At 56.9% G+C, this 22,105-nt stretch carries 22 protein-coding genes; 11 read left to right on the top strand and 11 right to left on the bottom strand.

What is annotated here, in order from left to right:
* Window positions 1–10 precede the first annotated feature (10 nt).
* Window positions 11–352, bottom strand: a complete 342-nt coding sequence (locus MWU39_RS05540; protein WP_247158993.1) for a TIGR02300 family protein — start codon at window positions 350–352, stop codon at window positions 11–13.
* A 167-nt stretch (window positions 353–519) separates the two neighbouring features.
* On the opposite strand from MWU39_RS05540, the gene aroA reads away from it, so the two are divergent.
* The 7 genes from aroA (at window position 520) to MWU39_RS05505 (ending at window position 6,901) form a co-directional block, all read left to right on the top strand.
* On the top strand, window positions 520–1,839 hold the full coding sequence (aroA, locus tag MWU39_RS05535) for a 3-phosphoshikimate 1-carboxyvinyltransferase (RefSeq protein ID WP_247158992.1): 1,320 nt from the start codon (window positions 520–522) through the stop codon (window positions 1,837–1,839).
* Window positions 1,839–2,108 carry a permease gene (locus MWU39_RS05530; RefSeq protein ID WP_247158991.1) on the top strand — a complete coding sequence of 90 codons (270 nt, stop codon included), beginning with the start codon at window positions 1,839–1,841 and terminating at the stop codon, window positions 2,106–2,108. Before aroA ends, MWU39_RS05530 begins: the two co-directional genes overlap by 1 nt.
* Entirely contained in the window at window positions 2,105–2,314 is a 210-nt protein-coding gene (locus tag MWU39_RS05525) for a hypothetical protein (protein ID WP_247158990.1), read from the top strand. Before MWU39_RS05530 ends, MWU39_RS05525 begins: the two co-directional genes overlap by 4 nt.
* Window positions 2,311–2,934, top strand: coding sequence for a d(CMP) kinase (locus tag MWU39_RS05520; RefSeq protein WP_247158989.1), 624 nt, complete (start codon window positions 2,311–2,313; stop codon window positions 2,932–2,934). Before MWU39_RS05525 ends, MWU39_RS05520 begins: the two co-directional genes overlap by 4 nt.
* A 407-nt stretch (window positions 2,935–3,341) precedes the next feature.
* Complete coding sequence (rpsA, locus tag MWU39_RS05515; protein WP_247158988.1) at window positions 3,342–5,051, top strand: 30S ribosomal protein S1; 1,710 nt, start codon at window positions 3,342–3,344, stop codon at window positions 5,049–5,051.
* A gap of 109 nt (window positions 5,052–5,160) precedes the next feature.
* On the top strand, window positions 5,161–5,916 hold the full coding sequence (gene gloB, locus MWU39_RS05510; protein ID WP_247158987.1) for a hydroxyacylglutathione hydrolase: 756 nt from the start codon (window positions 5,161–5,163) through the stop codon (window positions 5,914–5,916).
* A 4-nt stretch (window positions 5,917–5,920) separates the two neighbouring features.
* Window positions 5,921–6,901, top strand: coding sequence for an NADPH:quinone oxidoreductase family protein (locus tag MWU39_RS05505; RefSeq protein ID WP_247158986.1), 981 nt, complete (start codon window positions 5,921–5,923; stop codon window positions 6,899–6,901).
* A gap of 68 nt (window positions 6,902–6,969) precedes the next feature.
* Here the strand turns inward: MWU39_RS05505 and MWU39_RS05500 are convergent, their stop codons facing one another.
* The 8 genes from MWU39_RS05500 to MWU39_RS05465 all read right to left on the bottom strand — a co-directional run bounded on the left by MWU39_RS05500 (window position 6,970) and on the right by MWU39_RS05465 (window position 13,522).
* Window positions 6,970–7,500, bottom strand: a complete 531-nt coding sequence (locus MWU39_RS05500; RefSeq protein ID WP_247158985.1) for a hypothetical protein — start codon at window positions 7,498–7,500, stop codon at window positions 6,970–6,972.
* On the bottom strand, window positions 7,493–7,987 hold the full coding sequence (locus MWU39_RS05495) for an ATPase (protein WP_247158984.1): 495 nt from the start codon (window positions 7,985–7,987) through the stop codon (window positions 7,493–7,495). The genes MWU39_RS05500 and MWU39_RS05495 overlap by 8 nt, the downstream gene beginning before the upstream one ends.
* A gap of 87 nt (window positions 7,988–8,074) precedes the next feature.
* The gene (locus tag MWU39_RS05490) at window positions 8,075–8,302 is read right to left on the bottom strand and encodes a F0F1 ATP synthase subunit C (RefSeq protein WP_027442220.1); all 228 of its coding nucleotides are present in this window, start codon (window positions 8,300–8,302) and stop codon (window positions 8,075–8,077) included.
* A gap of 49 nt (window positions 8,303–8,351) precedes the next feature.
* Window positions 8,352–9,143: a F0F1 ATP synthase subunit A gene (locus MWU39_RS05485; RefSeq protein ID WP_247158983.1), complete on the bottom strand. Its 792-nt coding sequence runs from the start codon at window positions 9,141–9,143 to the stop codon at window positions 8,352–8,354.
* A gap of 42 nt (window positions 9,144–9,185) precedes the next feature.
* Window positions 9,186–9,521, bottom strand: a complete 336-nt coding sequence (locus tag MWU39_RS05480) for an AtpZ/AtpI family protein (RefSeq protein ID WP_247158981.1) — start codon at window positions 9,519–9,521, stop codon at window positions 9,186–9,188.
* 165 nt (window positions 9,522–9,686) lie between these two features.
* A complete protein-coding gene (locus MWU39_RS05475) occupies window positions 9,687–10,079 on the bottom strand; it encodes a YdbL family protein (protein ID WP_247158980.1) in 393 nt (130 codons plus the stop codon).
* Window positions 10,080–10,112: 33 nt separating this feature from the next.
* Window positions 10,113–10,292, bottom strand: coding sequence for a YnbE family lipoprotein (locus MWU39_RS05470; RefSeq protein WP_247158977.1), 180 nt, complete (start codon window positions 10,290–10,292; stop codon window positions 10,113–10,115).
* 77 nt (window positions 10,293–10,369) lie between these two features.
* Complete coding sequence (locus tag MWU39_RS05465) at window positions 10,370–13,522, bottom strand: YdbH domain-containing protein (RefSeq protein WP_247160314.1); 3,153 nt, start codon at window positions 13,520–13,522, stop codon at window positions 10,370–10,372.
* Between the two features lie 262 nt (window positions 13,523–13,784).
* Here MWU39_RS05465 and radC point away from each other — a divergent pair, with 262 nt between their 5' ends.
* Window positions 13,785–14,426 carry a DNA repair protein RadC gene (gene radC / locus MWU39_RS05460; RefSeq protein ID WP_247160313.1) on the top strand — a complete coding sequence of 214 codons (642 nt, stop codon included), beginning with the start codon at window positions 13,785–13,787 and terminating at the stop codon, window positions 14,424–14,426.
* Between the two features lie 6 nt (window positions 14,427–14,432).
* On the opposite strand, the gene MWU39_RS05455 is transcribed toward radC, so the two are convergent.
* A complete protein-coding gene (locus tag MWU39_RS05455) occupies window positions 14,433–17,225 on the bottom strand; it encodes a DUF3857 domain-containing protein (protein WP_247158976.1) in 2,793 nt (930 codons plus the stop codon).
* 81 nt (window positions 17,226–17,306) lie between these two features.
* Window positions 17,307–19,517, bottom strand: coding sequence for an NAD(P)/FAD-dependent oxidoreductase (locus tag MWU39_RS05450; protein ID WP_247158975.1), 2,211 nt, complete (start codon window positions 19,515–19,517; stop codon window positions 17,307–17,309).
* Between the two features lie 140 nt (window positions 19,518–19,657).
* On the opposite strand from MWU39_RS05450, the gene purB reads away from it, so the two are divergent.
* The 3 genes from purB to pyrF all read left to right on the top strand — a co-directional run bounded on the left by purB (window position 19,658) and on the right by pyrF (window position 22,101).
* Window positions 19,658–20,968 (top strand): adenylosuccinate lyase, encoded by a 1,311-nt coding sequence (purB, locus tag MWU39_RS05445; protein ID WP_247158974.1) that lies wholly within the window; start codon window positions 19,658–19,660, stop codon window positions 20,966–20,968.
* A gap of 81 nt (window positions 20,969–21,049) precedes the next feature.
* Window positions 21,050–21,427 carry a DUF1049 domain-containing protein gene (locus tag MWU39_RS05440; RefSeq protein ID WP_247158972.1) on the top strand — a complete coding sequence of 126 codons (378 nt, stop codon included), beginning with the start codon at window positions 21,050–21,052 and terminating at the stop codon, window positions 21,425–21,427.
* Complete coding sequence (pyrF, locus tag MWU39_RS05435; protein WP_247158971.1) at window positions 21,427–22,101, top strand: orotidine-5'-phosphate decarboxylase; 675 nt, start codon at window positions 21,427–21,429, stop codon at window positions 22,099–22,101. The genes MWU39_RS05440 and pyrF overlap by 1 nt, the downstream gene beginning before the upstream one ends.
* The last annotated feature ends 4 nt before the right edge of the window (window positions 22,102–22,105 follow it).

Genomic DNA, 22,105 nt, shown 5'->3' with positions numbered 1-22,105 from the left:
AACAGCAAAATCAATTCTCGTGATCGTCGTCGTCGCCTTTGCCCTTGGACACGCCAAGGTCATCATCGCCGCCCAGATCGATATCATTGTCTGGCGAATCTTCTTCGTCGTCGATATTCTCGACGTCTTTCAGTTCATCATCCGCATCGTCGCCAGACAGGTCAGCATCCGCTTCGCTGTCTTTCTTCTTGGGATCATCGAACGGGATCGGCTGCTTCGACTTGAGAACCGGCTCAGGATCCCATTCCTCACCGCATTCGATGCAGGTCACCGGATCATCTTTACCGAGGTCGTAGAAACGCTCTCCGCATTTTGGGCAGGTACGCTTGGTACCCCATTCTGGCTTAGCCATTCTCAAACAGTCCTTAGTCTTGCCCGCTCAACTGGCAGGCTCTCGAGTCTACATTGTATTGGGACCGGAAACTTCCGGAATCAAGATCGCGGCGCGCCTTGCCAGAAGCATGGGGCACTGTCAAAGACGCGCGTCTCCTAGCCGCAAGTAATTACGGACCGTTAGAATTGCCAGCCCATACCTTTCAATCATCTAATGCGCTCACTGGAACGATCCGAGTTCCGGGTGATAAATCGATCAGCCACCGATCATTGATGTTTGCGTCGCTGGCGGTTGGCGAGAGCACTATTCAAGGATTGCTGGAAGGCGAGGACGTACTCGCCACAGCATCGGCCATGCGCCAACTCGGCGCGTATATTGAGCGTGACGATGCAGGCACATGGCATGTGCATGGCGCTGGTCTGGGCAGCCTGCTTGAGCCCAAACAAGCTCTCGACATGGGAAATTCGGGCACATCGACGCGGCTCTTGATGGGATTGCTCGCCAGCCACGGCTTCAATGCGACCTTCACTGGCGACGCTAGCCTTTCCGGGCGTCCGATGAACCGCGTTATCGAGCCGCTTAGTCAAATGGGCGCGAGTTTTGAAGCTTCGCAGGGAGGCACCCTCCCCCTGATGCTCAGAGGCGCTGCACCTGCTGTACCGATCACCTATCGGCTTCCTGTTGCTAGCGCTCAGGTTAAGAGCGCGGTCTTGCTTGCGGGCCTCAATACGCCGGGCATCACAAGTGTGATTGAGCCTGTAGCGACGCGCGACCACACAGAGCGCATGCTAACCGGCTTTGGCGCGACGTTGGAGATTGGAGAGCAAAACGGTGAGCGGCTCATATCAATCCATGGCGAAGCGGACTTAAAGCCCCAGCACGTGATTGTGCCAGGTGATCCATCTTCCGCCGCATTCTTCATGGTCGCCGCCTTAATCATTCCGGGCAGTGACATTGTCATCGAGAATGTCGGCATGAACGATACCCGAGCCGGTATTGTTCATGCGCTAAGACAAATGGGTGGACGCGTAGAGGAACTGGACCAGCGCGAGGTTGGCGGAGAGCCTGTTGCCGACTTGCGTGTCCGCCATTCCGCCCTGACTGGCGCGGATATCGATCCCGCGCTTGTTCCAAGCATGGTCGATGAATTTCCCGTGCTTTTCGTCGCAGCAGCGTTGGCCGAAGGAACGACGAGGACAACAGGTCTTGAAGAGCTTCGCGTCAAAGAAAGCGACCGGATTGCGACGATGGCGGCGGCCTTGTCGCTCGCAGGTGCAGATGTCGAAGAGCACGAAGACGGTTTAACCATCCGTGGCACTGGCGGGGAGCCTCTGCGCGGTACCGCAAAGGGCGCTTCGGTCGAAACGAAGCTCGACCACAGGATTGCGATGAGCATGGCTGTGGCAGGCCTCGTGAGCCGTGACGGTGTGAGCGTGGATGACACCGCGCCAATCGCAACCAGCTTTCCGACCTTTATGGATCTGCTTTCTGGAGCTGCGGGCTGATGAGCGATCTCGATATCTATAGCTATATCGGCTTCATCGGCACCGCCTGCATAATCGGTGCGTATGCGTATCTGACATATGTCGACGAACCGAACCCATACATCCTGCACGGCACAAACCTGACCGGCGCGGCTTTGCTCACAGTCTCGCTGTTGGTGCACACCAACTGGCCGAGCCTTGTGCTGGAAGGGTTTTGGGCGGCAATCGCGATCTTCGGGCTCGTCAAAGCCTTGCGCAATCGATCTAGGCCCGACACAAACACAGCGTGATTATGCGCCGAATCCTGACAGCAATTGCCCTACTCGCCTTTGCGATCGGGTCTGTGCTTTACAGGAATGATGGAGCATTCGATCTCGCCGATTTCGGGGTGAACCTCATCCTTGGAAGTATGGGCTTTCTCTTTCTTCACCACCGTTGGAAACGTAAAGAAGCCCGTGTCGTCACACCGCAGAAAGCACGGGACATTTTCTCATGATTATCGCCGTTGATGGCCCAACTGCCTCGGGCAAAGGCACGATTGCCAAGCAAATCGCAGATCACTTCGGCATTCCGCATCTCGATACCGGCTTGTTATACCGCGCGGTGGGCAGACAAGTGGCCGAGAATGGCGGCGATCCCGATGATGCCGATGATGCATTGGCCGGATGCGGCTTTTCAGACGCGCTTCTTGCTGATCCCATTCTTAGATCCGAAGAAACCGGAAGTCTTGCAAGCCGCGTCTCGGTTCACCCGGCTGTTCGCAAAGCGCTTTTCGAACGGCAACGTGCCTTTGCCATGCAACCGGGCGGCGCGGTGCTCGATGGGCGGGATATAGGAACTGTCATTGCTCCCGATGCAGACGTGAAGCTTTTCATCACTGCGGGTGTCCAAGAGCGTGCACGGCGGCGCTGGCTGGAGATGACGGATCGAGGCATCGACATTCAGCTCGCAGATGTCGAGGCCGACATTGCAAAGCGCGACGCCCGCGACATCAACCGGGCGGACGCGCCTTTAAAGGCTGCGCCTGATGCGCTTGTTATCGACACAACCAGCTTCAACCGTGAACAGGCTTTTGAAACTGTGCTGGATGCGGTCAAAGAAGCGCTGAACCGGTAAAAATCGTTTTCCTACAGCGGGTAAACTGTGATGTGTTCTTGCAATACCGAACACCACCATCCGTTCCAGAATTGGGCCAAGAATTGGAAAGTCACACGCAAGAGCTTGCAAAGCCCGACATTCACGGGGGTAGCGGACGCAAAATCACAGATTCCGCAACTGCGGTTTGTGTCATGCAAGGTGCCCCGACAGGCGGCAAATTGCTTGCTTTGCAGGACACTTTCGCTTAAGCGCGCGCACGTTCCCGAAGATTGTAATGATCAAGAGAACCTTTGCGGTGGCATCCGGCCTCGCAGAGACATTCGGCCTCTTGCCCTGTTAGCCCACGCAATAGTGCGCGGGAGACAGTTTAAGACCCCGGGAAAACCGGTGGCCGGTAGCAAAACGTAAACAGGAATTTTTCCTCTATGGCGACTTCGCCCAACCCAACGCGCGACGATTTCGAAGCGCTCCTTAACGAACAACTCGGCGGCGCCGGCGACGAAGGCTTTGAAGGCCGCGTTGTCAAAGGCACCGTAACCGCGATCGAAGCCGGCATGGCTGTGATCGACGTAGGCCTCAAATCCGAAGGCCGCATCAACCTCAAAGAATTTGCCCGCGGCGAAGACGATCACGGTCTTGAAGTCGGCAGCGAAGTCGAAGTCTATGTCGACCGCGTCGAAAATGCCGACGGCGAAGCTATGCTCAGCCGCGACCGCGCCCGCCGCGAAGCTGCTTGGGACAAGCTCGAAAACGAATTCGGCGAAGGCGTACGCGTCGAAGGCCGCATCTTCGGCCGCGTCAAAGGTGGCTTCACAGTCGACCTCGACGGCGCCGTGGCCTTCCTGCCCGGCTCACAAGTCGATATTCGCCCGGTTCGCGATGTCACTCCTCTGATGGAAGTGCCGCAGCCGTTCCAGATCCTCAAAATGGACCGTCGCCGTGGCAACATCGTTGTTTCGCGCCGCGCCGTTCTTGAAGAAACACGCGCCGAACAGCGCAGCGAGCTGATCGATAAGCTGGCCGAAGGTCAGGTTATCGAAGGCGTTGTGAAAAACATCACCGATTACGGTGCATTTGTTGATCTCGGCGGCATCGATGGTCTGCTTCACGTCACCGACATGAGCTACAAGCGGGTCAACCACCCGAGTGAAATCATCGAAATCGGTCAGACTGTCACCGTTCAGATCGTCCGTATCAACTCCGATACGCAGCGCATCAGCCTTGGCATGAAGCAGCTGGAAAGCGATCCATGGGATGGCGTCGCTGCGAAGTACCCAGTGGGTGCGAAACTCTCCGGCGTTGTGACCAACATCACCGAATACGGCGCATTCGTCGAACTGGAAGCTGGCATCGAAGGCCTTGTCCACGTTTCGGAAATGAGCTGGACCAAGAAAAACGTCCACCCTGGCAAGATCGTTTCGACCAGCCAGGAAGTCGATGTTCTGGTTCTCGAAGTCGACAGCGAGAAGCGCCGTATTTCGCTTGGCCTCAAACAGGCTCAGCGCAATCCATGGGACGAGTTTGCCGAGAAATTCCCAGTCGGCGCCGAAGTCACTGGCGAAGTCAAGAATGCGACCGAATTCGGTCTGTTCATCGGCCTCGACGGCGATGTCGACGGCATGGTCCACATGTCAGATATCGCCTGGGGCATCTCGGGCGAAGACGCACTGGCGCTTCACCGCAAGGGCGAAGAAGTCAAAGCCGTTGTTCTTGATGTCGACGTCGAAAAAGAGCGCATCAGCCTTGGCATGAAGCAGCTCGAAAAAGGCGCACCGACAGAAGCAGGCGCAGCCGCAGCTGGCTCGCTCCGCAAGAATCAGGTTGTTACTGTATCGATCCTCGAAGTTCGCGATGGCGGCCTCGAAGTTCAGGTTGGCGACGATGGCGCAACCGGCTTTATCAAGCGTTCGGATCTCGGCCGTGACCGTGACGAGCAGCGTCCTGACCGTTTCCAGGTCGGCGGCAAAGTCGACGCGATGGTTATCGGTTTCGACCGTTCGAAAAAGCCAAACTTCTCAATCAAGGCGCGTCAGATCGCCGAAGAGAAAGAAGCAGTGCAGCAGTTCGGTTCGTCCGACAGCGGCGCATCTCTCGGCGACATCTTGGGCGAAGCTCTCAAGAAGAGCGACGACTAAGCCAGACGCCAATATGGCTAATGAAGGGCCCGCCTGCGCATCTGCGCCGACGGGCCTTTTCTATTGCGAGCCGGGTGTCTAGGTTGATTGTGAAGAGAGGATCACCCCAATGCTCACAGTCCATCAGTTCCCTTGCTTGTCCGACAATTATGGCTTCCTGCTGCATAACAGGGTGACCGGCGACACCGCCGCGATCGATACGCCTGATGCAAAGGAATATCTGCGTCAGGCCGAAGCTATGGGCTGGACCATCACGCATATCTGGAACACCCATTGGCATCCAGATCATGCGGGTGGGAATGCTGAAATTGTCGAAGCAACCGGCGCGCGCGTGCTGGCTCCCAAAGAGGTAGAGAAGCTTTCGAAGATCGATCGCATCGTCAGCCACGGCGACACCGTCAATCTCGGTGAGCACACCGCGCAAATCATCGACGTGTCCGGTCATACCAATGGCCACATCGCCTATCACATCGTCGAAGAAGGCATCGCGTTTGTCGGAGACGCGGTGTTCGCGCTCGGTTGTGGTCGAATGTTTGAAGGCGAACCCAAGCAGTTCTGGAACAGTCTTGAGCGGATCAAGCGAATGTCGACCGCGACGACGCTCTATTGCGCGCATGAATACACGCAAGCGAACGCGAAATTCGCGCTCCACGCTGATCCTGAGAATGAGGCGCTTCAGGCCTACGCTGCCGAGATCGATGAAAAGCGCGCGAGAGGCGAGCCGACCGTACCCACGGTTCTTAAGCGCGAGTTGGAGACCAACCCCTTTCTGAGGGCTGATGATCCCGCCCTGATGGCCAAATGGGGCGGCACAGAGCCGCATGAGACCTTTGCGGCGCTTCGTGCAGCCAAGGACAACTTCTAGGCTCATGAAGGCTCTCAGGGTCGAATCTGTGTCGGACGACCTGTCAGGCACTCGTCTGGTCGAGATACCTCAACCGGCTCGCGGCGCGGACGACGTGCTCGTCCAGGTCAAAGCGGCTTCGCTTAACTATCCCGATCTGTTGATGACGCGTGGCAAGTACCAGTTCAAACCGGACGTGCCCTTCACAAGCGGTCTGGAACTGGCGGGTGAAGTGATCGAAGCGCCTGCTGAAAGCGGCTTTGCAGTCGGTGACCGCGTCATGGGCGGCAACAAAACTGGCGCCTTTGCAGAGATCGCCAGCATCCCGGCACGCGGCCTCTCGCACATACCGGATGGCATCGACTACGCCCCGGCAGCGGCGCTGGGAGCTGCTTACTCAACCGCCTTCACTGGACTGATCGAGCTGTGCGATTTGCAGCCTGGCCAATGGGTTCTCGTACACGGAGCCAGTGGCGGTGTGGGATTGGCTGCGATCGATTTAGCGAAGTCGATGGGTGCGAGGGTTATTGCGACCACCGGTGTTGAGGCCAAGCGCGCCCAGATCCAATCGCTTTACAAGCCAGACGCGGTGATCCTCGCGGAAGGGCGGTTCAGAGAGCAGGTGCAAGAGATCACAGGCGGGGCGCTGTGTGATATCGTGTTCGACCCGGTCGGCGGCGATGTTTTCGACGAATCCACCCGCTGCGTTGCCTTCGCCGGGAAACTGGTCGTCGTTGGGTTTACGAGCGGGCGCATTGCGGACGTTGCCACCAACATTCCCTTGATCAAGGGTTTCTCAATCGTCGGATTGCGCGCGGGCGAATATGCGCGGCGTTTTCCAGAGCGAGGCGCAGCCATCAACGCCGCCATCGCAGATCTGTCCAATAATGGGCGTATCAAACCCGCAATCGATCGCGTGCTGCCGCTGAGCGCGTGGCGAGAAGGCTTTGAGGCGATGGCGAACCGCGAGCTTGTCGGCAAAGTTGTGTTTGAGCCCGGCAAATAGGCAGCGCAAACGAAAAGGGCGGCCCAATGGACCGCCCTTCCCTAAATTCAAATTGAGTACGCCAGCGCCTAGAGCGAACCAATCACTTCGTCGGCGAGCTTGGCATCGGCCTCACTGCTGTGACGCTCGGCGATAAGCGTTTTGGAAGCAGCTGCAGCCGCTTCGACGGCTTTTGCCTTCACACCGGCAATTGCATCGCGCTCAGCGGCGGCAATCTTGTCTTCGGCCATCTTCTTGCGGCGTTTGACCATGGCTTCACCATCGGCCTTTGCCTTGTCGAGGATTGCGTCGGCTTCGCGCTGCGCGCCTTCCATCATCTTCTCAGCATCTTGCTCCGCGGAAGCGATCTTCGCAGCGTATTCGTTGCGAAGGGTTTCGGCCTCGGTGCGGAGCGTCTTAGCTTCATCAAGTTGCTGCTTGATCTCCGCAATTTTGGAATCGAGGCCGCCAACGATCATGCCCGGCACTTTTTTCCACACGGCGACCAGAATCAGGATGAGCATCGCAGCCGACACCCACATATAATCCTGCACGCCAAATGCTGCGGGGGCTGCTTTGCCGCCCTCTGCTGCAGCCAGAATGGTCAAGATATCAGGCATTGGTGAGAGCCTTCTTTACTGCGGCACGCGCGGTGCGCTTGTCGACTTTTTCGCCTGACAGACGAACGACGATGTCTTGGGTTGCGTCAGCGGCGACGCCTTCGATTTCAGCCATTGCGCTTACGCGGGCGGCTTCGATCTCGGCTTCGGCTTCAGCGAGTTTGGTGTCGAGACGCTTTTGCGCACTCGCGAGCTTTTTCTCGTTTGCTGCCGCCGCCTTGGCTTTGGCATCCGCGATCACACCCTGAGCGGCAACGCGATTTTCATTCTCGCGTTCACGCCATGCTTCTTCTTGTTGATCAGCCGCATCGCGTGCTGACTGTGCAGCAGCCAGATCTTCTTTGATCTGGTTGTCGCGCAATTCAACAGTGCCCATGACTTTGGGCACCATTCCGCGTCCGATCACGAAAAATGTGATCGCGAAAAAGATCAAAGTCCAGAATACCTGGCTCGACCAGAATTCGGCAAGTTGGGCTATCTGAGGCATGGGCCGGGTCCGAAGCTCGCTAGAATATGGAAATCAACGGGCTGGCCAGCGCAAACGCCGCCAGCCCGCAAAATCAGATAAAGTCGATTAAGCGACGAAGATCAGGATCATCGCGACGACGAACGCCAGCAGGCCGAGAAGTTCGGCAGCGGCGAAGCCGATGAACAAACGACCCTGTTGACCGTCAGCCGCACCTGGGTTGCGCAGCGCGCTTTCGAGGAACGAACCAAAGACGTTACCCACGCCGATGGCTGCCATACCGGCACCGATTGCTGCAAGGCCTGCGCCTACGAGCTTGGCTGCTTCTGCTTCCATTGTAAAAACTCCTTGAAAATCAAAACTGTGTGAATGGAAATTAGTGAACTTAGTGAAGGTGCTCTGCGTCGTTGATATACAACGATGTTAGAAGAGCGAAAACATATGCCTGAATGCCTGCAACCAGGATCTCAAGCGCGCTGATAGCGATCATCAATGCAAAGCTTGGCACGGCAACGATGACGCTTGTCATGGCACCCGCATTGAGGCCGTCGATCACGAAGCTGGAGAGAACTTTCAACAGAACGTGGCCCGCCATCATCGCAACGAACAGACGAAGCGCGAGACTGAAAGGACGGATCATGAACGAGAAGAACTCGATCAATGCGATCGGCAAAACCATCGGAACAGGCGTTCCGTGCGGCACGAACAGAGTGAAGAATTTGATGCCATGCTTCCAAAAGCCGACGATCAAGACGATCGAGAAGCTGAGCACAGCGAGCACACCTGTCACAGTGAAGTGACTGGTGAACGTAAACGGATGGAGGCCAACAACCCCGATAGGCAGCAGGCCCAGAAGGTTCGCAAAGAGGATGAACATGAATAGGCTGAAGATGTAGGACACATATTTGCGCCCTTCTTTGCCTACGTTCGCTTCGAGCATGTCATCAATGAAGCCAGTAAAGGTCTCTACCGCCATCTGCCAGCGGCCAGGCACGAGCTCGCGCTTCATGCCACCAGCTACAAACGCCCAAAGCAAGACGACCGTGATGGCCATCCAAAGTGCGGAATTGGTGAACGCGATATCGAAGCCAGCAACATCTTTCCAGTTTTCAGAGCCGAACAACGGCTCAAGCTGGAATTGCTTCATCGGATCGACTTTTGCCTGTTCGGCTGCCACTTTTGGTCGGTCCCTAATAAAAGTTGCGGCGAAAAACTCCGGTTAAGATCCCGTATCGGACCCGTCGGAGCTGTTATTCGCCGCTCGAATAATGTTCCTGAAGGCGACACCTATCCCGAAGAACAGGCCAACCAGCAGACCCCAGGGCAACGTTCCGAAAATGGCATCAAATGCCCATCCGATAACGGAGCCTCCGATAATCCCACCAAGCAGATCCGCCAGTACCCGGTTGCCGCTGCGATAATTCGCATCAGCCCCTTTGACCTTTGGCTTCGTGCGTTGCTCTTCGCGCTCGTTTGCGGCTTTTAGCCGCGCTTCGAGCGCATCGATCCGCGCATCCTCAGCGATGGGTTCTCGTGCAGGCTTTTCTTCGCTCATGCCAGCTTCCGTCTTAGGGGGTAGCAAGGCACACGCTTAGAAGTGCCCGCCGAGGGCGCCGCTCCCTTAGAAGGGGGGCATATTCGAGTCAACCGTAGTGGGCGTGTATTTGCCGCACAATTGCTTGCAAAAGGCCGCCGCCAGACCGCAGTGCTGTGGCTTACCTTACGGACAGCGTGGGTCGCGCTGCGGCGGCGCGCTTGTTCGCGTTTGCCACGAACCATCAGGGGCTTGATATTTTTCACCAGAAACAGTGCGCGCAATCGCCTGACAACCGGCCGAAAGAGCATACTCCTCCAACGTCGCGTTATTTTCCTGAGCTTTACGAGCATAAACCGCGCGGCGTTTGATGTTAATATCGTTGACCAGACGCTGAAGCTGCGGCGTGGCGCTACCAACAATGCCAAGATAACCATCCGTTTTCTCACCGATCTGACCGGACGAGCGGGCAGCGGCGTATGCAGGATCACGCTGAGCCTGGGCAGGCACGGCGATAGCGGTCAACGCAGCGATTCCTGCTGCAGCACCGAGGGCGAAATTGCGCATCTTCATCTTCATTCTTCCCACTTCCTTATCACGATCTTGGCCGGATCAAAAAATGTCCGCGTTCTCATCAATCGTGTTGGCGGCATCTTCTGCCAGCCGGTAAATAACTTCCTGCCGGATGTTGATATTGAGCTCGATCACAATCGGCTCTTCCGGGGCTGCAACATTGATGCAACCACTAAGAGCAAGCACACTGACCGCGCCCAATCCGGCTTTGACTGTCATCCTCCGCGCACCTTTTCGTCCGTTAATCACGTCAGATCGTGTGGCAGCATTAAGGATTCCGGTCAATTTCATGAATGTCATAGCGTCTCGTCGCTTTCTGAAGGTTGAACGGGCGATTCATTATCGCGCCTGATATCGGTTGCCGGTGGCGGTTCGTTTTCTTGCGGAGGCGGGATCGGCTGCGGTTCGGTAAATGGAGAGTTCGGCGCAAACCGCCCTTCCTCAAGCGAAAGCAGTCCCTTATCCACCGGGTTGCCGAGGTATTCGGGATCGAAGAATGATCGAACCATAGTCGCAAGCTGATAAAAATTCTGCGATCGGACGTTGATATTGAACCGGATAGGAAGCTTGGCGAGCTGCCGCGTCACCAAGTTTTGGCTGGCGCCCTCCCCTTGGCGCACACCGTCGATCTTGAAACTTGTGACGATCTCTCCGGCCAAACTTCCGTCCAGCCCGATGCTCATCTGTTTGTAATCCAGCGAGCGAAGAGATTGGAACGCGAAGTTCGTGATCGCGCCCATATCCTCATATGTCAGCTCGCCGATATACGAGACATTACCGCCCGGAGGACGTGAGATCAAAAGACCGGTGCCAATTGTGCCGTTCCCCTGATCGTCGAAAAGGATCGGCACAGTTCCATCAAAAGTGCCATCTGCCCCCAGATTGGTCAGTTCCATCTGAGCGATAAAGGTCGCCGCATCCAGCCCGACGATCTCGAAAACATAGAGCTGCTCACCCTGCTCTCCATAGCGAATGTCCACAGGGCTGAGGATCAGTTCGCCGCCCATAAACGGCCAGCGCGCGTCTTTTACCGAGATCAATTCTCCGTTGGTCATGGAAAAGACCACGCGCCCGCCAAGCACTTCAATCCCTGGATTGATCGAGCCGATTTCGATGACTTGATCGGGCGCGGTTGTAAGATTGATCAGATCGGTAAACTCGATGGACCCGCGCAAGCCATCGATAGGGCCAAATGTAGCCGCCAGATCGAGTCGCTCGGTGCCAAACGTGCCGCCGCTGACGATGGTATCCTCGGTCCACCTTACCGTCCCCTCACCTGACACCGCGCCATCCGCAAAGGCAATGACGCCTTTTGCCAGATAGCTGATGTCTTCCGGGCGCAATTGATCGTCGAAAACGACGCCTGGCACCGCCAGAGTTGCCTGCCCCTGCCCTGTGCCCAGATTGTGGTCGACATCGACCTGCGTAATCAATCTTTGAGAAGTTGGGTGGATGAGAGCTGCTTGTGCCCTAAGATCACCGTTAAATAGGCTTAGTGTCGCATCGCGAGCCAGAAGAGGTTCGAACCGCGCCTCGCCCTCGATTCTCTCCGTCAACACGAATGTGCTCTCGTCAATTTGCAGGGTTTCGTCGCGATACGCCCAACGGCCAGCCATCGAAGCCAAATCGAGAGGGACAAAATCGAGGCGTGCATCAGCGCCGCTGAAAGTTCCGCTTAAACCCTCGCCGTCACCGCTCAAAACATCGGCGCGCAATCGCATCGCGCTTCCATCCTCGCCGATAGTTGCGGCAAGCTCGTTTAGTTCAAAGCTGCCGGGGTAAGAAAACGAAACCGCCCTAGTGGAAATAGTGGTGGGTGAGCCGGCCAATTGCCCGACAAGATCCAGATCTCTAGTTTCAGCAGAGATTTGCAAGGCCTCGCCATAACGAACCATCGCGCGCCCCTTTGGACAAAGCGCGAGCGACTGCCCTTCGAGCGAGAGATCATAGATCGCTAGAGCATCGAAGCGGATGCGGCTGCAGCGTCGGCCAAACGAAAGTTCCCCGTCGGAAGACCACTGCCCTTCAATTGGAAGCTCCAACGCCGTGACGCTGCCTCCTGGCAGCGCTCCGCCAGCTTTCACTACGCCGCCGAACTCAAGACCTTCACCGCGTCCTTGGGCAACTTGAAGCCGCGGAATCGCAATCCGATCGCTGCCCGCGGCATATTCAGCCATCGCCATGCGCAGCATAAGCCCTCCTGTGGGAGCTTGCTCCATCCTGCCGTTGATCCTCGGAAGGCCTTCGCCGCCTGTCAGGAAATTCCCGCGCAATTGTGAACCGGAATTGTTTGTCGCCCAGCTGAAACGGGAAATCGCGATAAGCGCCTCACCCGAAGCGCTGGTCAATCGACCTTCAGGAATGACTACGCTCATTTCGCTGCCATTCTGACGCGCCACGATAGATGATCTCAGGTCAGCATTGGACGCTGCAACCTTGAAATTGCGCTGAAATTTGCTGAGCAGACTGGATACGAATGTTCCCTCTGCGCCATCGCTTGCGTCTTGCAGTATCGATTCAAGATTGCCGCGAATACTCACTCGTCTGCCTGAAATATCCGCATTCCAGTCGGTTCGGGCAAATTCCGCATCGCTCCGCAAGGAACCGTCTGCCCGAATCTCACCTATCGATCCATAGTCCGTGGAGACGCTCTTCCCTGCAAGATCATGGCTGAGATTGAGCCCGCCTTCGCTCAAGTTAAGTTCGACATCACCTGCGACTTCAGATGCCGAGTTTCCTGCAAATCCCAAATTCGCCGCCGCAACGCTCATACGTCCTGCAATGACCGAGAAGTCATCGGTCAAAGAAATGGTCGCGGTCGCATCCGCTCTGGCAAGCGTCGCGCCTTCGCAAGAGACATCGCGCAATCTGATGGGGCCGGAGAACGAAGGCACACCGCTATCTGTTGAAAGATCACCATACAGGGTCGCTTCGTTGGTTTTGCAGCCTTCTACGCCGATATTGGGTGCAGTAACGGCCAGCTTTCCGCCAAATCCGCTATCAAGCCGGCCCTCGCCGCTCAGCTTAGCGCCTATCGCGCCGAAATCTGTTTCGATAAGAGCCCGTCCGTCTCGCACCACAACGTCCAGTGCAGGTAATCCGGCTGGCTCGTCGCTTTCTGCAAAAATTGCAGGATCAAGCGCGCCGAGGCTGAATTGGCCATCGCGGTACGTGCCGTATAGTCGCGGGCGAACTATTTCGATTGTGCCTGCCGATGCGCCGCTCCATCCGTAATCGAGATTCACCACGATCTCTTCGATCGCCAGGTCGGGCCGATCGGGATCACCGACAATCAAGTTTCGCAACAGCTGCTTTTGCGGCGTTATCGAAACAATTTCATACGTTGCCGGAATACCGAGGCGTTCCAATTCAGCTTCGATAATGTTCCCGGCGATCTGCTCACGGGAAATCCACACCGCAACAGTCGCCGCGCAGAGCAGCGCGAACACCAGCAACAGCGCCCGCCACCGCCTCTTGCGTGGTAGGCCCAGCCGTCTTGGTTGAGCAGAATCGCTGTGATCGGCTGAGCTTGCCATAGTTTCCCACACTTGCGCGAACGCTCGGCCAAAGGCAATGAAGTGTGAGGGTTATCCGCTAGGGGACACAGTGTCAGATTCCGAGAATAGCTTTGACTTCGGGCCCGATCCAAAGGGAGAAACGCCGAGCGCTTCTGAGGCGGGCAAACAAGCTGGCCTTGGTCACCGCGCGAGGCTGCGCGAGCGGTTGCTTAAAGGCGGTGCAGAAGCTCTCGCCGATTACGAAGTTCTCGAATACCTGCTGTTCGCCGCGATCAAGCAAGGCGATACCAAGCCTGTTGCCAAGGAATTGCTGAAGCAATTTGGCACGCTCGCAGGCGTGCTCAACGCCGATCCCAAAGCTTTGCAGCGGGTCAAAGGCATTGGAGAAACAAGCGCAGCTGCTCTCAAATCCGTCTCAATCGCGGCCCGCCGAATGGCGCGCAGCGAGGTCGCTCAAAAGCCCGTCCTATCGAGTTGGCAAGCGCTGCTAGATTATCTGGCAATAGACATGGCGCATCTCACCGTCGAACGGGTTCGCGTGCTGTATCTGGACACCAAAAACCGTTTGATCGACGATCATCATGTGGGTGACGGTTCAATCGACGAAGCCGCCATCCATCCGCGTGAAGTGATCCGTAAGGCGATGGATGTCGGGGCGAGCGCCCTCATCCTGGTGCACAATCACCCGAGCGGAAGCCCGGAGCCAAGCCGCGCCGACATTCAGATCACAAAGAAGATCGCCGAGGCCGGGCGCCTGTTAGGCGTTACTCTGCACGATCATGTCATCGTTGGGCGCGAAGGCCATGTTAGCCTCCGCTCCAAAGGACTGATCTAACCCGCCCTAAAGATCAAAGCCCCAGCGGCGATATTGATCGGCAAGTTCTGGGCGGCTCGCCAATGCATCATCAATATCGCTTTGTCCGTCAGCATCCCCAGCAGCCAGCCGGATAAACCCGCGAAGCAATACCGATGGCGCCAGTTGCGGCGCACGATCAAGCGCGGCGTTGATATCAGTCAGAGCCTCTTCAAACATGCCATTGCGATAATGCGCCATCGCGCGGCTATCGAGGATGTTGGGCGATTCCCCGCTGCTTTCGACGGCCTTTGTGCAGACCGGAACCGCATCGGCGAGCGAGACCTGCCAAACTCCCATAAACCAGCATTTTTCGTTGAGCAGAGTCGGGTCGGTCGGCTTGTCTTCCAGCAACTGATCGAGACGAGCTAGACCCGCCGCTGTATCACCTTGCAGCGCATCCAGCTCTGCAAATGCAAATTCAAGACTGCGCCTGACATTCACGTCACCGTCTTCATATTCCAGAATCTCGCGCGCGCCCTCAAGATCGCCCAGGTAGGCCATCGCATCCGCAAGCTCGATCGCGCGGGCAGGTGTTGGGTCCAACGAATAAGCCTCATCAAGATCGGCTTTGGCGGATTCGCGATCTAGCATTTTGATGTGTGCACCCGCACGCTGGCGGTAATTCTCTGCTGTCGCTTCCAGATCGACCACGGTGTTCATATCAGCAAGCGAGCCGGCGTAGTCATAGGTATCAAACCGGAAAGCCGCGCGTGTGAGATATGGGGCCACTTCGTCGGGTTCATCCTCGATCAATTGCGCATAGGCCGCCTCCAACGGCTCCAGCGCGCTTCGGTCGGTCTCGCGCGCATATCGCCACCGTCTCGGCATTTCATCAGGAGCGATCAGTTTGAGTTCTTGGCGAGCAAGCTTCGCAGCCTCGCGGCGTGCATCACGGAAGAATTCGGGAGCAATCTCGCCGCCGGTGGTCACGAGGCTTTCCTTCATCACAAATTCGCCGTTCGCGATTGAGCTTTCCCGGACGTATTGACGGCCGGCAACCTTGACGTTGATTGGCTTATCACCGCGCAGCTCGAAATCGCCGGGACTATCCGGCAGCAGCGCTGTCAAGGACATCGAAGTGCTGTTTGGTCGGCCCGTCCAAACCGGAATATCCCGCCATTCCTTGCGCGATCGATTGGGCGCAAATTTCACCTGTCCTGCGAGGACGGTCGGTGTGGATTCAAAGCGCCCATCTTTGAAAGTGAACATTGGTGAGCCAATGCCCGTCATTACTATAGTTGCGATGCTGTCATCATCACCTTCGATGACTTCGACATCTAGAACATTCATACTGTTACCGGTGGCGCGGCCCATTCCGCGACCCATATTTTTCTTCGCTCTGTCGGTGAATTTCTCGGATTGGGCATTGGTTTGCGCGGCCGCAGTCCCGACCAAATGAACCTTTATCGTGACTAAGGCGGGCAAGTCTCCGCCCGCCCGAACATCACCCAAAACCTCCATCTGTGTTTCAGCGAAGCGAGGCAAAACCTGTTTGATTGGTTCGATTTCCGCGCCGGCTGCGCGGATTGGCAAAGTGTATTCAAACGGCGGAACATTGCCGACAGTCTTGATATTCGCGCCGATCGACGTGCCATCCAGATAATAGAGGACACCGTCTATCTCCGCGCGGACAAGAACATGATCGAACGCTCCCGGAATTGGAAGCGACGAAGGGACATTATTGCCAGCGCGAACAGAGGCGAGAACCGCTTCCGACTGGATTCCAAGATGATTGAGGATTGCCAGCAAAATCACTGTTTTCGCTTTGCAATCTCCGTATTTCTTTTCCCAAGTCGTCGGAACGTCCTGAGGGAGGTAGTTCCCTCCATCGAGGCCGTTGAGCAGATAGCGAATGTCTTCCTGAACCAGTTCGAGTGCAGCGACAGCCTGTTCAAGATCGGTCGTGTTGTTCGCACGGATTGCTTCGACTTTCTCGAGCAAATCGGTGAGCCCGTCGAGCGCTCCGTCCGTCTCATAATACGGGGCCATAGTGCTTGAAACCTCGGCCCAATTGGCAAAGGTTCCGATCTGCAAAATCGTTCCCCTGCGATAGCGCGGCGGCACACCGTTTGGCAGATCGTCGGCTTCATCGAGAGGGAGCTTCACCTCGATCCAACTATGGCCGTTTTTCTCTGTCACCTCGGGAAGATCGAAATTGGGACCAGCTTTGTACGTCACATCCAAATCAGTCGGCCAAGACGCCAGAATTCGCCCGAAATCGGCTTGTTTGCGCGGCTCTCTCCAAAGGAAAGTCTGGCTTTGCACTTCTTCTTTCAGCGCCTGATCCGAATTCGTCACAGAATACCGCATCCGAAGCTCGTCGCCGACCTGAAGGCCGGGAACCGACAACGTCGCGGTAAGAGAACCATCGATGATCTTGCTTTCCAGCAGGCGCTCGCGGCGAAGCACCTCCATCTTCTCACCCTGATCGACGAGATCAGTTACAGCGCCATCTCGCAAAATGGCGATTTCATGAACAATCAAGTCGCCTTTATCCGGCATCCATCGCGCCGTTAGCGTGCCGACATTGGATAGATCCGCGAGGCTTTCGACGCGGTAGACAATATCTTTGTATTCCCAGTGCAGGCCATTCTGCAGCCGTATCTGGGTGTCATTCACAATCTGGTTGTTTGCTGGGTCGCGTTCAACGCCATCCAAATCCACCAAATCGATCCAGTCCGGTGCCGCTTCGTAAACCGGCTCATCGCCCGCCATGGCAATGGAAGAAACACATAGAGCGATCAGCGAAATGGCTGAACGTGAAACGCGAAATGTCATGCAAAAGAGCCCGGATTTCCGAATAAAAGGAGCGCCAAGAGTACGAGCGAAACTCTTGATGTCAAATGAGTAAAGGCGGAATCACACCTGTTTTTCGGTGATCAAACGCACGCCGGAGTGTTGCGCAAAGAAATTCCACATCCAGTTTATGACAACAGTTACCCGGTTTCGCATTCCGGTGAGGAAGCCGACATGCACAATGCCCCACAACCACCACGCACTATTTCCGGATAATTTGAAACGCCCAAAGTCCGCAACAGCCGACTTGCGGCCAATCGTGGCGAGGCTGCCCTGGTGTTTGTAAACGAATGGTCCCGGGCACTCTTTGCCGAGCAATTCCGCTTCGACAACGCGCGAGACATAAACGCCCGCCTGCTTGGCCGCTGGTGCCAATCCCGGCACAGGGTTGCCATCCCAAGCGTTGCTGCCTGCCGTGTCGCCAATCGCGAATACATCGCCGAGTATGCCGCTGGCGCCTTTTACTCGCAGATGGTCGTTGACTCGAACGCGTCCCGAAGGGTCGCTTTCTGCGCCGAGCCATTTTGCCGCTGGAGAGGCCGCCACACCTGCTGCCCAAAGCACCGTTTCGGTATCAATCACGGTTTCTCCGCCGATGCATACATGACGCTCAGCGATTTCGGTCACGCGGCCACCTGTGCGTATCTCGATCCCTAATTTCTCTAGCGAACGGGCCGCTTCATCGGACAGCTCTTCGGGGAAAGCGGGCAGGATCCGCGGGCCCGATTGGACCAGAATAACCCGCGCATCGGCCGGATCGACTGTTCTGAACTCGCGCGAGACATTGATCTTGGCGAGTTCTGCAATTGCTCCAGCCAGCTCAACGCCGGTTGGGCCTCCGCCGACAATGACAAAAGTGAGCAGCCGTTTGATCCGCTCCTCGTCTTCGGTCGACTCGGCCTGCTCGAACGCATTGAGGATCGATGCACGCACCGCGACGCCGTCTTCAATAGTCTTCAAACCCGGAGCGAATGCGCCCCATTCATCCTTCCCGAAATAGCTGTGGGTCGCGCCGGTTGCGAGGACAAGGCTGTCGTAGTCGAGCTTCTGAACGTCATCGATATCGGGACCATAGCTTACGGTCTTCGCATCCGCATCAATCGCGCGAACCTCACCTTTGAGCACACGGACATTGCCATCTGCGCGAAACAGACTGCGGATTGGGGTCGCGATGTCCGCGGGGTTCAATGTCGCAGTCGCGATTTGATAAAGCAGCGGCTGGAACAGGTGATAATTGCGCTTGTCAATCAGAGTGATCCGCACTGGCAAGCGCTTAAGCCGCTCGACCGCGGCCAATCCGCCGAAACCTGCGCCAACGACGACAATATGCGGCCAGTCGTCCGGTATCTCTGAATAGTGCCGGTCAAACAGAATGTTCTTTTCCATCCACGCGGCAATCGCGGCATCGATGGACAGCACCCCCGCCCCGCGCGCTTCGTAAATTGCGAGCAGCAGAAACGGGAACAGTGTCACATTGGGATGCGCGCCTGCAATCATCGTGAAACCGATCACGAAGACGAGTATGTAAGACACGATACTGGCTGCAAATCCGATCAGGAACAAAGCGCCGAACAGCACCGCCAGCCACGCAGGCATGCCTGAAAAAATGCTTGTTGGCAGCCATGTGGCGAGAGCAATCGACGGTTCGAACAAGCCAGCATAGGCAAACAGCGCAACCGCGAGCCAAACCCGTGTTGCCATCATGAGAACCGGGCCCAGCTTCTCACGCGCCCACTCTCCTGCACGGATCGTCGGCCGGGCAAGCGGCATCGCGCTTTGTTTCAGTCCGCTTGCCAATACGCGGTCAAGCGAGAACGCCGCTGGCCCCGAGACCACATACCAAACAAGGATAGAGGCAACCATCAAATTGGTCGTTGTCGGAACGTAGACAGCTTGGCTGACAATCGTCAGCGCAGCCATCGCTAGCGCGGCGGGCCGCGTGAAAAAGCCAACGAGCAACAGCAAGGGGCCAACAAGCTCAATCGAGAGACCAAGAACGGCTGCATCATACGGAGCGAGCCAGCTAACCGGGTATTCGTTGGCCGCCAAATAGAGCGCAGTATCCCAATCGCTCGCCTTGACGATGCCCGATCTGAGGAACCACACGGCAACAAAGAAGCGGATCGCAAGGTCAGTGAAAGGCCAGAACAGCTCCGCTCCGCCCGAATACCATTTTGCCCAGCGTCTTAGCGTTACTCGCACAAAAGGCGATAAACGCTCTTCCTGCAGGAGCTCTCGCCCACCCTCTGTAATCGCATCAGCAGTGCCTGCCATGCCAAATTTCCTCCTACGCGCTGGTTCGCGCGCACCCACAATTGGTTACAGCCTATGCAGCGCCCCTTGCCAAGAGCGGCTGCGCACAATAGCCGCGCCAATGACCCGAAAATTATTCAGAATCGCCGAGGAAGTTCACCATGGTCCCGCGTTATGCCCGCCCCGAAATGTCCGCCCTGTGGGAGCCGGAAGCGAAGTTTCGCATCTGGTTCGAGATTGAGGCACACGCCACGCAAAAGCTCGGTGAAATGGGCGTTGTTCCTGAAAGCGCGGGTAAGGCGCTGTGGGATTGGTGGGCGACCAACCCGAAAATCGACGTCGAGGCGATTGATGCTATCGAGGCCGTTACCAAGCACGACGTGATCGCCTTTCTCACATGGGTGGCAGAGCAAGTCGGCGACGAAGCCCGCTTTATGCACCAGGGCATGACGTCTTCTGACGTGCTCGACACAACACTCTCAGTGCAACTTGCCCGCGCCACTGACCTGTTGCTGGCCGATCTTGATGGCTTGCTTGCCGCGATCAAAACCCGAGCAGAAGAGCACAAATACACGCCGACTATCGGGCGCAGCCATGGAATCCATGCTGAACCAGTCACCTTTGGGCTTAAGCTTGCTCAGGCCTACGCCGAATTTGACCGCTGCCGTGATCGGCTGGTCGCCGCGCGCAAAGAAATCGCGACATGTGCGGTATCCGGCGCGGTTGGCACATTTGCCAATATCGATCCCGAAGTCGAAGCCTATGTCGCCGAGCAACTTGGCCTCGAAATCGAACCGGTCAGCACACAGGTGATCCCGCGTGATCGCCACGCGATGTATTTCTCGACCCTTGCAGTCATCGCGGGCTCAATCGAGCGGCTCGCCGTTGAAGTGCGCCACCTACAGCGCACCGAGGTGCTCGAAGCCGAAGAGTTCTTCTCCAAAGGGCAAAAGGGTTCGTCGGCGATGCCGCACAAACGCAACCCGATCCTCACAGAGAATCTGACAGGCCAAGCGCGCATGATCCGCGCTTACGCCCTGCCCGCGCTGGAAAATGTTGCGCTGTGGCACGAACGGGACATCTCCCACTCGTCCGTCGAGCGTTTCATCGGCCCTGACGCGACCATCACACTGGATTTCGCGCTCGCTCGCCTGACCGGCGTTGTAGAAAAGCTGCTGATCTATCCTGAGCGGATGCAGGCCAATCTCGATGCGATGGGCGGCCTGGTCCATTCACAACGCGTTTTGCTGGCTCTGACACAGGCCGGTGTAAGCCGCGAAGACGCCTATCGCCTTGTCCAGCGTAACGCGATGAAGGTGTGGGAATCGAACGGCGCGATGTCGTTGCTCGAACTGCTCAAAGGCGACGAAGAGGTCACAGCGGCGCTATCGGCGAGCGAGCTGGAAGAGAAATTCGATCTCGCCTACCACTTCAAGAATGTCGACACGATTTTCGACCGCGTGTTCGGATAAGGCTCGCAAAACTAGACACTGGCGGCAAATGGCTTAGGCTTTCGGGCCAACCGCACGGGAACAATAGGAGAGGCGCTGCCCATGCAGATCGTTCGCACATTAATCTGGGTTCTGATCCTGTTCGCGATCCTGGCCTTCTCGTTCTTCAACTGGCAGCCAGTTGAAGTGACGCTGTGGGACAATCTCGTCCTTGAAACGAAAGTTCCGGCGCTGGTGATTATCGCCTTCTTGCTGGGTCTGTTGCCCATGTGGCTGCTGCATCGCAGCGTCACTTGGAGCCTCAATCGCCGCATTCGCAGCCTTGAAAACTCGGTGAAGTCGAGCGCTCTCGCGCGGAGGCATGAGCCAACAGCCGATACAACTCCGGTCGCAGTTCCACCGCCTGCTGTGGAAAAGCCTGTGGAAAGCACGGTAAAGCCCGGGGATAGTTTGACCCCGACCGATTCGGCAGACGGATAATGAGCAACCCTGTCTTCCTCGCGCTCGATGTGCCGCAGATCGAGCCAGCAAAAGCTTTGCTGGAAAAGGTCAAAGCGCATATTGGCGGGGTGAAGCTGGGGCTGGAGTTTTTCTGCGCGCATGGCGGGCACGGCGTCCACGAGATCGCCCATATGGGCCTGCCGATCTTCCTCGACCTGAAATTCCACGACATTCCGAACACCGTCGCAGGCGCGATGCAGGCGATCCACGTCTATGAGCCCGCCATCGTCACCGTCCACGCCAGTGGCGGACGCGCGATGATGGAAGATGCTAAAGCCGCTGCTGCCGAGGGCTGCAAAGTCGTCGCTGTGACGGCCCTCACCAGCCTTGATGAAGCCGATCTGAAACGCGCGGGCGTTGGCGGAACCACACATGACCATGTGATGCGCCTAGCGGATCTGGCGCACGAAGCCGGGCTGGATGGGATCGTGTGTTCAGGACAAGAAGTCGGCGAAGTCCGCAAACAATGGAAAGACGGGTATTTCGTCGTCCCGGGCCTGCGCCCCGCTGGCAACACGGTCGGCGATCAGAAACGCGTCGTCACTCCGCGCAAAGCACGCGATAATGGCGCCAGTGTTCTTGTGATTGGGCGCCCAATTAGCCGTGCAGACGATCCCGAAGCTGCAGCACGGGCTATCGAAGCGACGCTTTAAGCTG

Source organism: Erythrobacter sp. F6033, from assembly GCF_023016005.1.
GTDB lineage: Bacteria > Pseudomonadota > Alphaproteobacteria > Sphingomonadales > Sphingomonadaceae > Erythrobacter.
Note: the sequence above shows the minus strand (reverse complement) of the source record. Positions and strands in the feature narration are given on the sequence as shown.

What these genes read in the sequence shown, in the direction of transcription:
- MWU39_RS05495 (WP_247158984.1), bottom strand. Translation starts at nt 7,987, where the DNA reads ATGCCTCAGATAGCCCAACTTGCCGAATTCTGGTCGAGCCAGGTATTC.
- MWU39_RS05490 (WP_027442220.1), bottom strand. Translation starts at nt 8,302, where the DNA reads ATGGAAGCAGAAGCAGCCAAGCTCGTAGGCGCAGGCCTTGCAGCAATC.
- rpsA (WP_247158988.1), top strand. Translation starts at nt 3,342, where the DNA reads ATGGCGACTTCGCCCAACCCAACGCGCGACGATTTCGAAGCGCTCCTT.
- MWU39_RS05530 (WP_247158991.1), top strand. Translation starts at nt 1,839, where the DNA reads ATGAGCGATCTCGATATCTATAGCTATATCGGCTTCATCGGCACCGCC.
- MWU39_RS05500 (WP_247158985.1), bottom strand. Translation starts at nt 7,500, where the DNA reads ATGCCTGATATCTTGACCATTCTGGCTGCAGCAGAGGGCGGCAAAGCA.
- gloB (WP_247158987.1), top strand. Translation starts at nt 5,161, where the DNA reads ATGCTCACAGTCCATCAGTTCCCTTGCTTGTCCGACAATTATGGCTTC.
- MWU39_RS05470 (WP_247158977.1), bottom strand. Translation starts at nt 10,292, where the DNA reads ATGACAGTCAAAGCCGGATTGGGCGCGGTCAGTGTGCTTGCTCTTAGT.
- MWU39_RS05450 (WP_247158975.1), bottom strand. Translation starts at nt 19,517, where the DNA reads ATGGCAGGCACTGCTGATGCGATTACAGAGGGTGGGCGAGAGCTCCTG.
- MWU39_RS05455 (WP_247158976.1), bottom strand. Translation starts at nt 17,225, where the DNA reads ATGACATTTCGCGTTTCACGTTCAGCCATTTCGCTGATCGCTCTATGT.
- MWU39_RS05505 (WP_247158986.1), top strand. Translation starts at nt 5,921, where the DNA reads ATGAAGGCTCTCAGGGTCGAATCTGTGTCGGACGACCTGTCAGGCACT.
- MWU39_RS05440 (WP_247158972.1), top strand. Translation starts at nt 21,050, where the DNA reads ATGCAGATCGTTCGCACATTAATCTGGGTTCTGATCCTGTTCGCGATC.
- MWU39_RS05520 (WP_247158989.1), top strand. Translation starts at nt 2,311, where the DNA reads ATGATTATCGCCGTTGATGGCCCAACTGCCTCGGGCAAAGGCACGATT.
- MWU39_RS05540 (WP_247158993.1), bottom strand. Translation starts at nt 352, where the DNA reads ATGGCTAAGCCAGAATGGGGTACCAAGCGTACCTGCCCAAAATGCGGA.
- MWU39_RS05480 (WP_247158981.1), bottom strand. Translation starts at nt 9,521, where the DNA reads ATGAGCGAAGAAAAGCCTGCACGAGAACCCATCGCTGAGGATGCGCGG.
- purB (WP_247158974.1), top strand. Translation starts at nt 19,658, where the DNA reads ATGGTCCCGCGTTATGCCCGCCCCGAAATGTCCGCCCTGTGGGAGCCG.
- MWU39_RS05475 (WP_247158980.1), bottom strand. Translation starts at nt 10,079, where the DNA reads ATGAAGATGAAGATGCGCAATTTCGCCCTCGGTGCTGCAGCAGGAATC.
- pyrF (WP_247158971.1), top strand. Translation starts at nt 21,427, where the DNA reads ATGAGCAACCCTGTCTTCCTCGCGCTCGATGTGCCGCAGATCGAGCCA.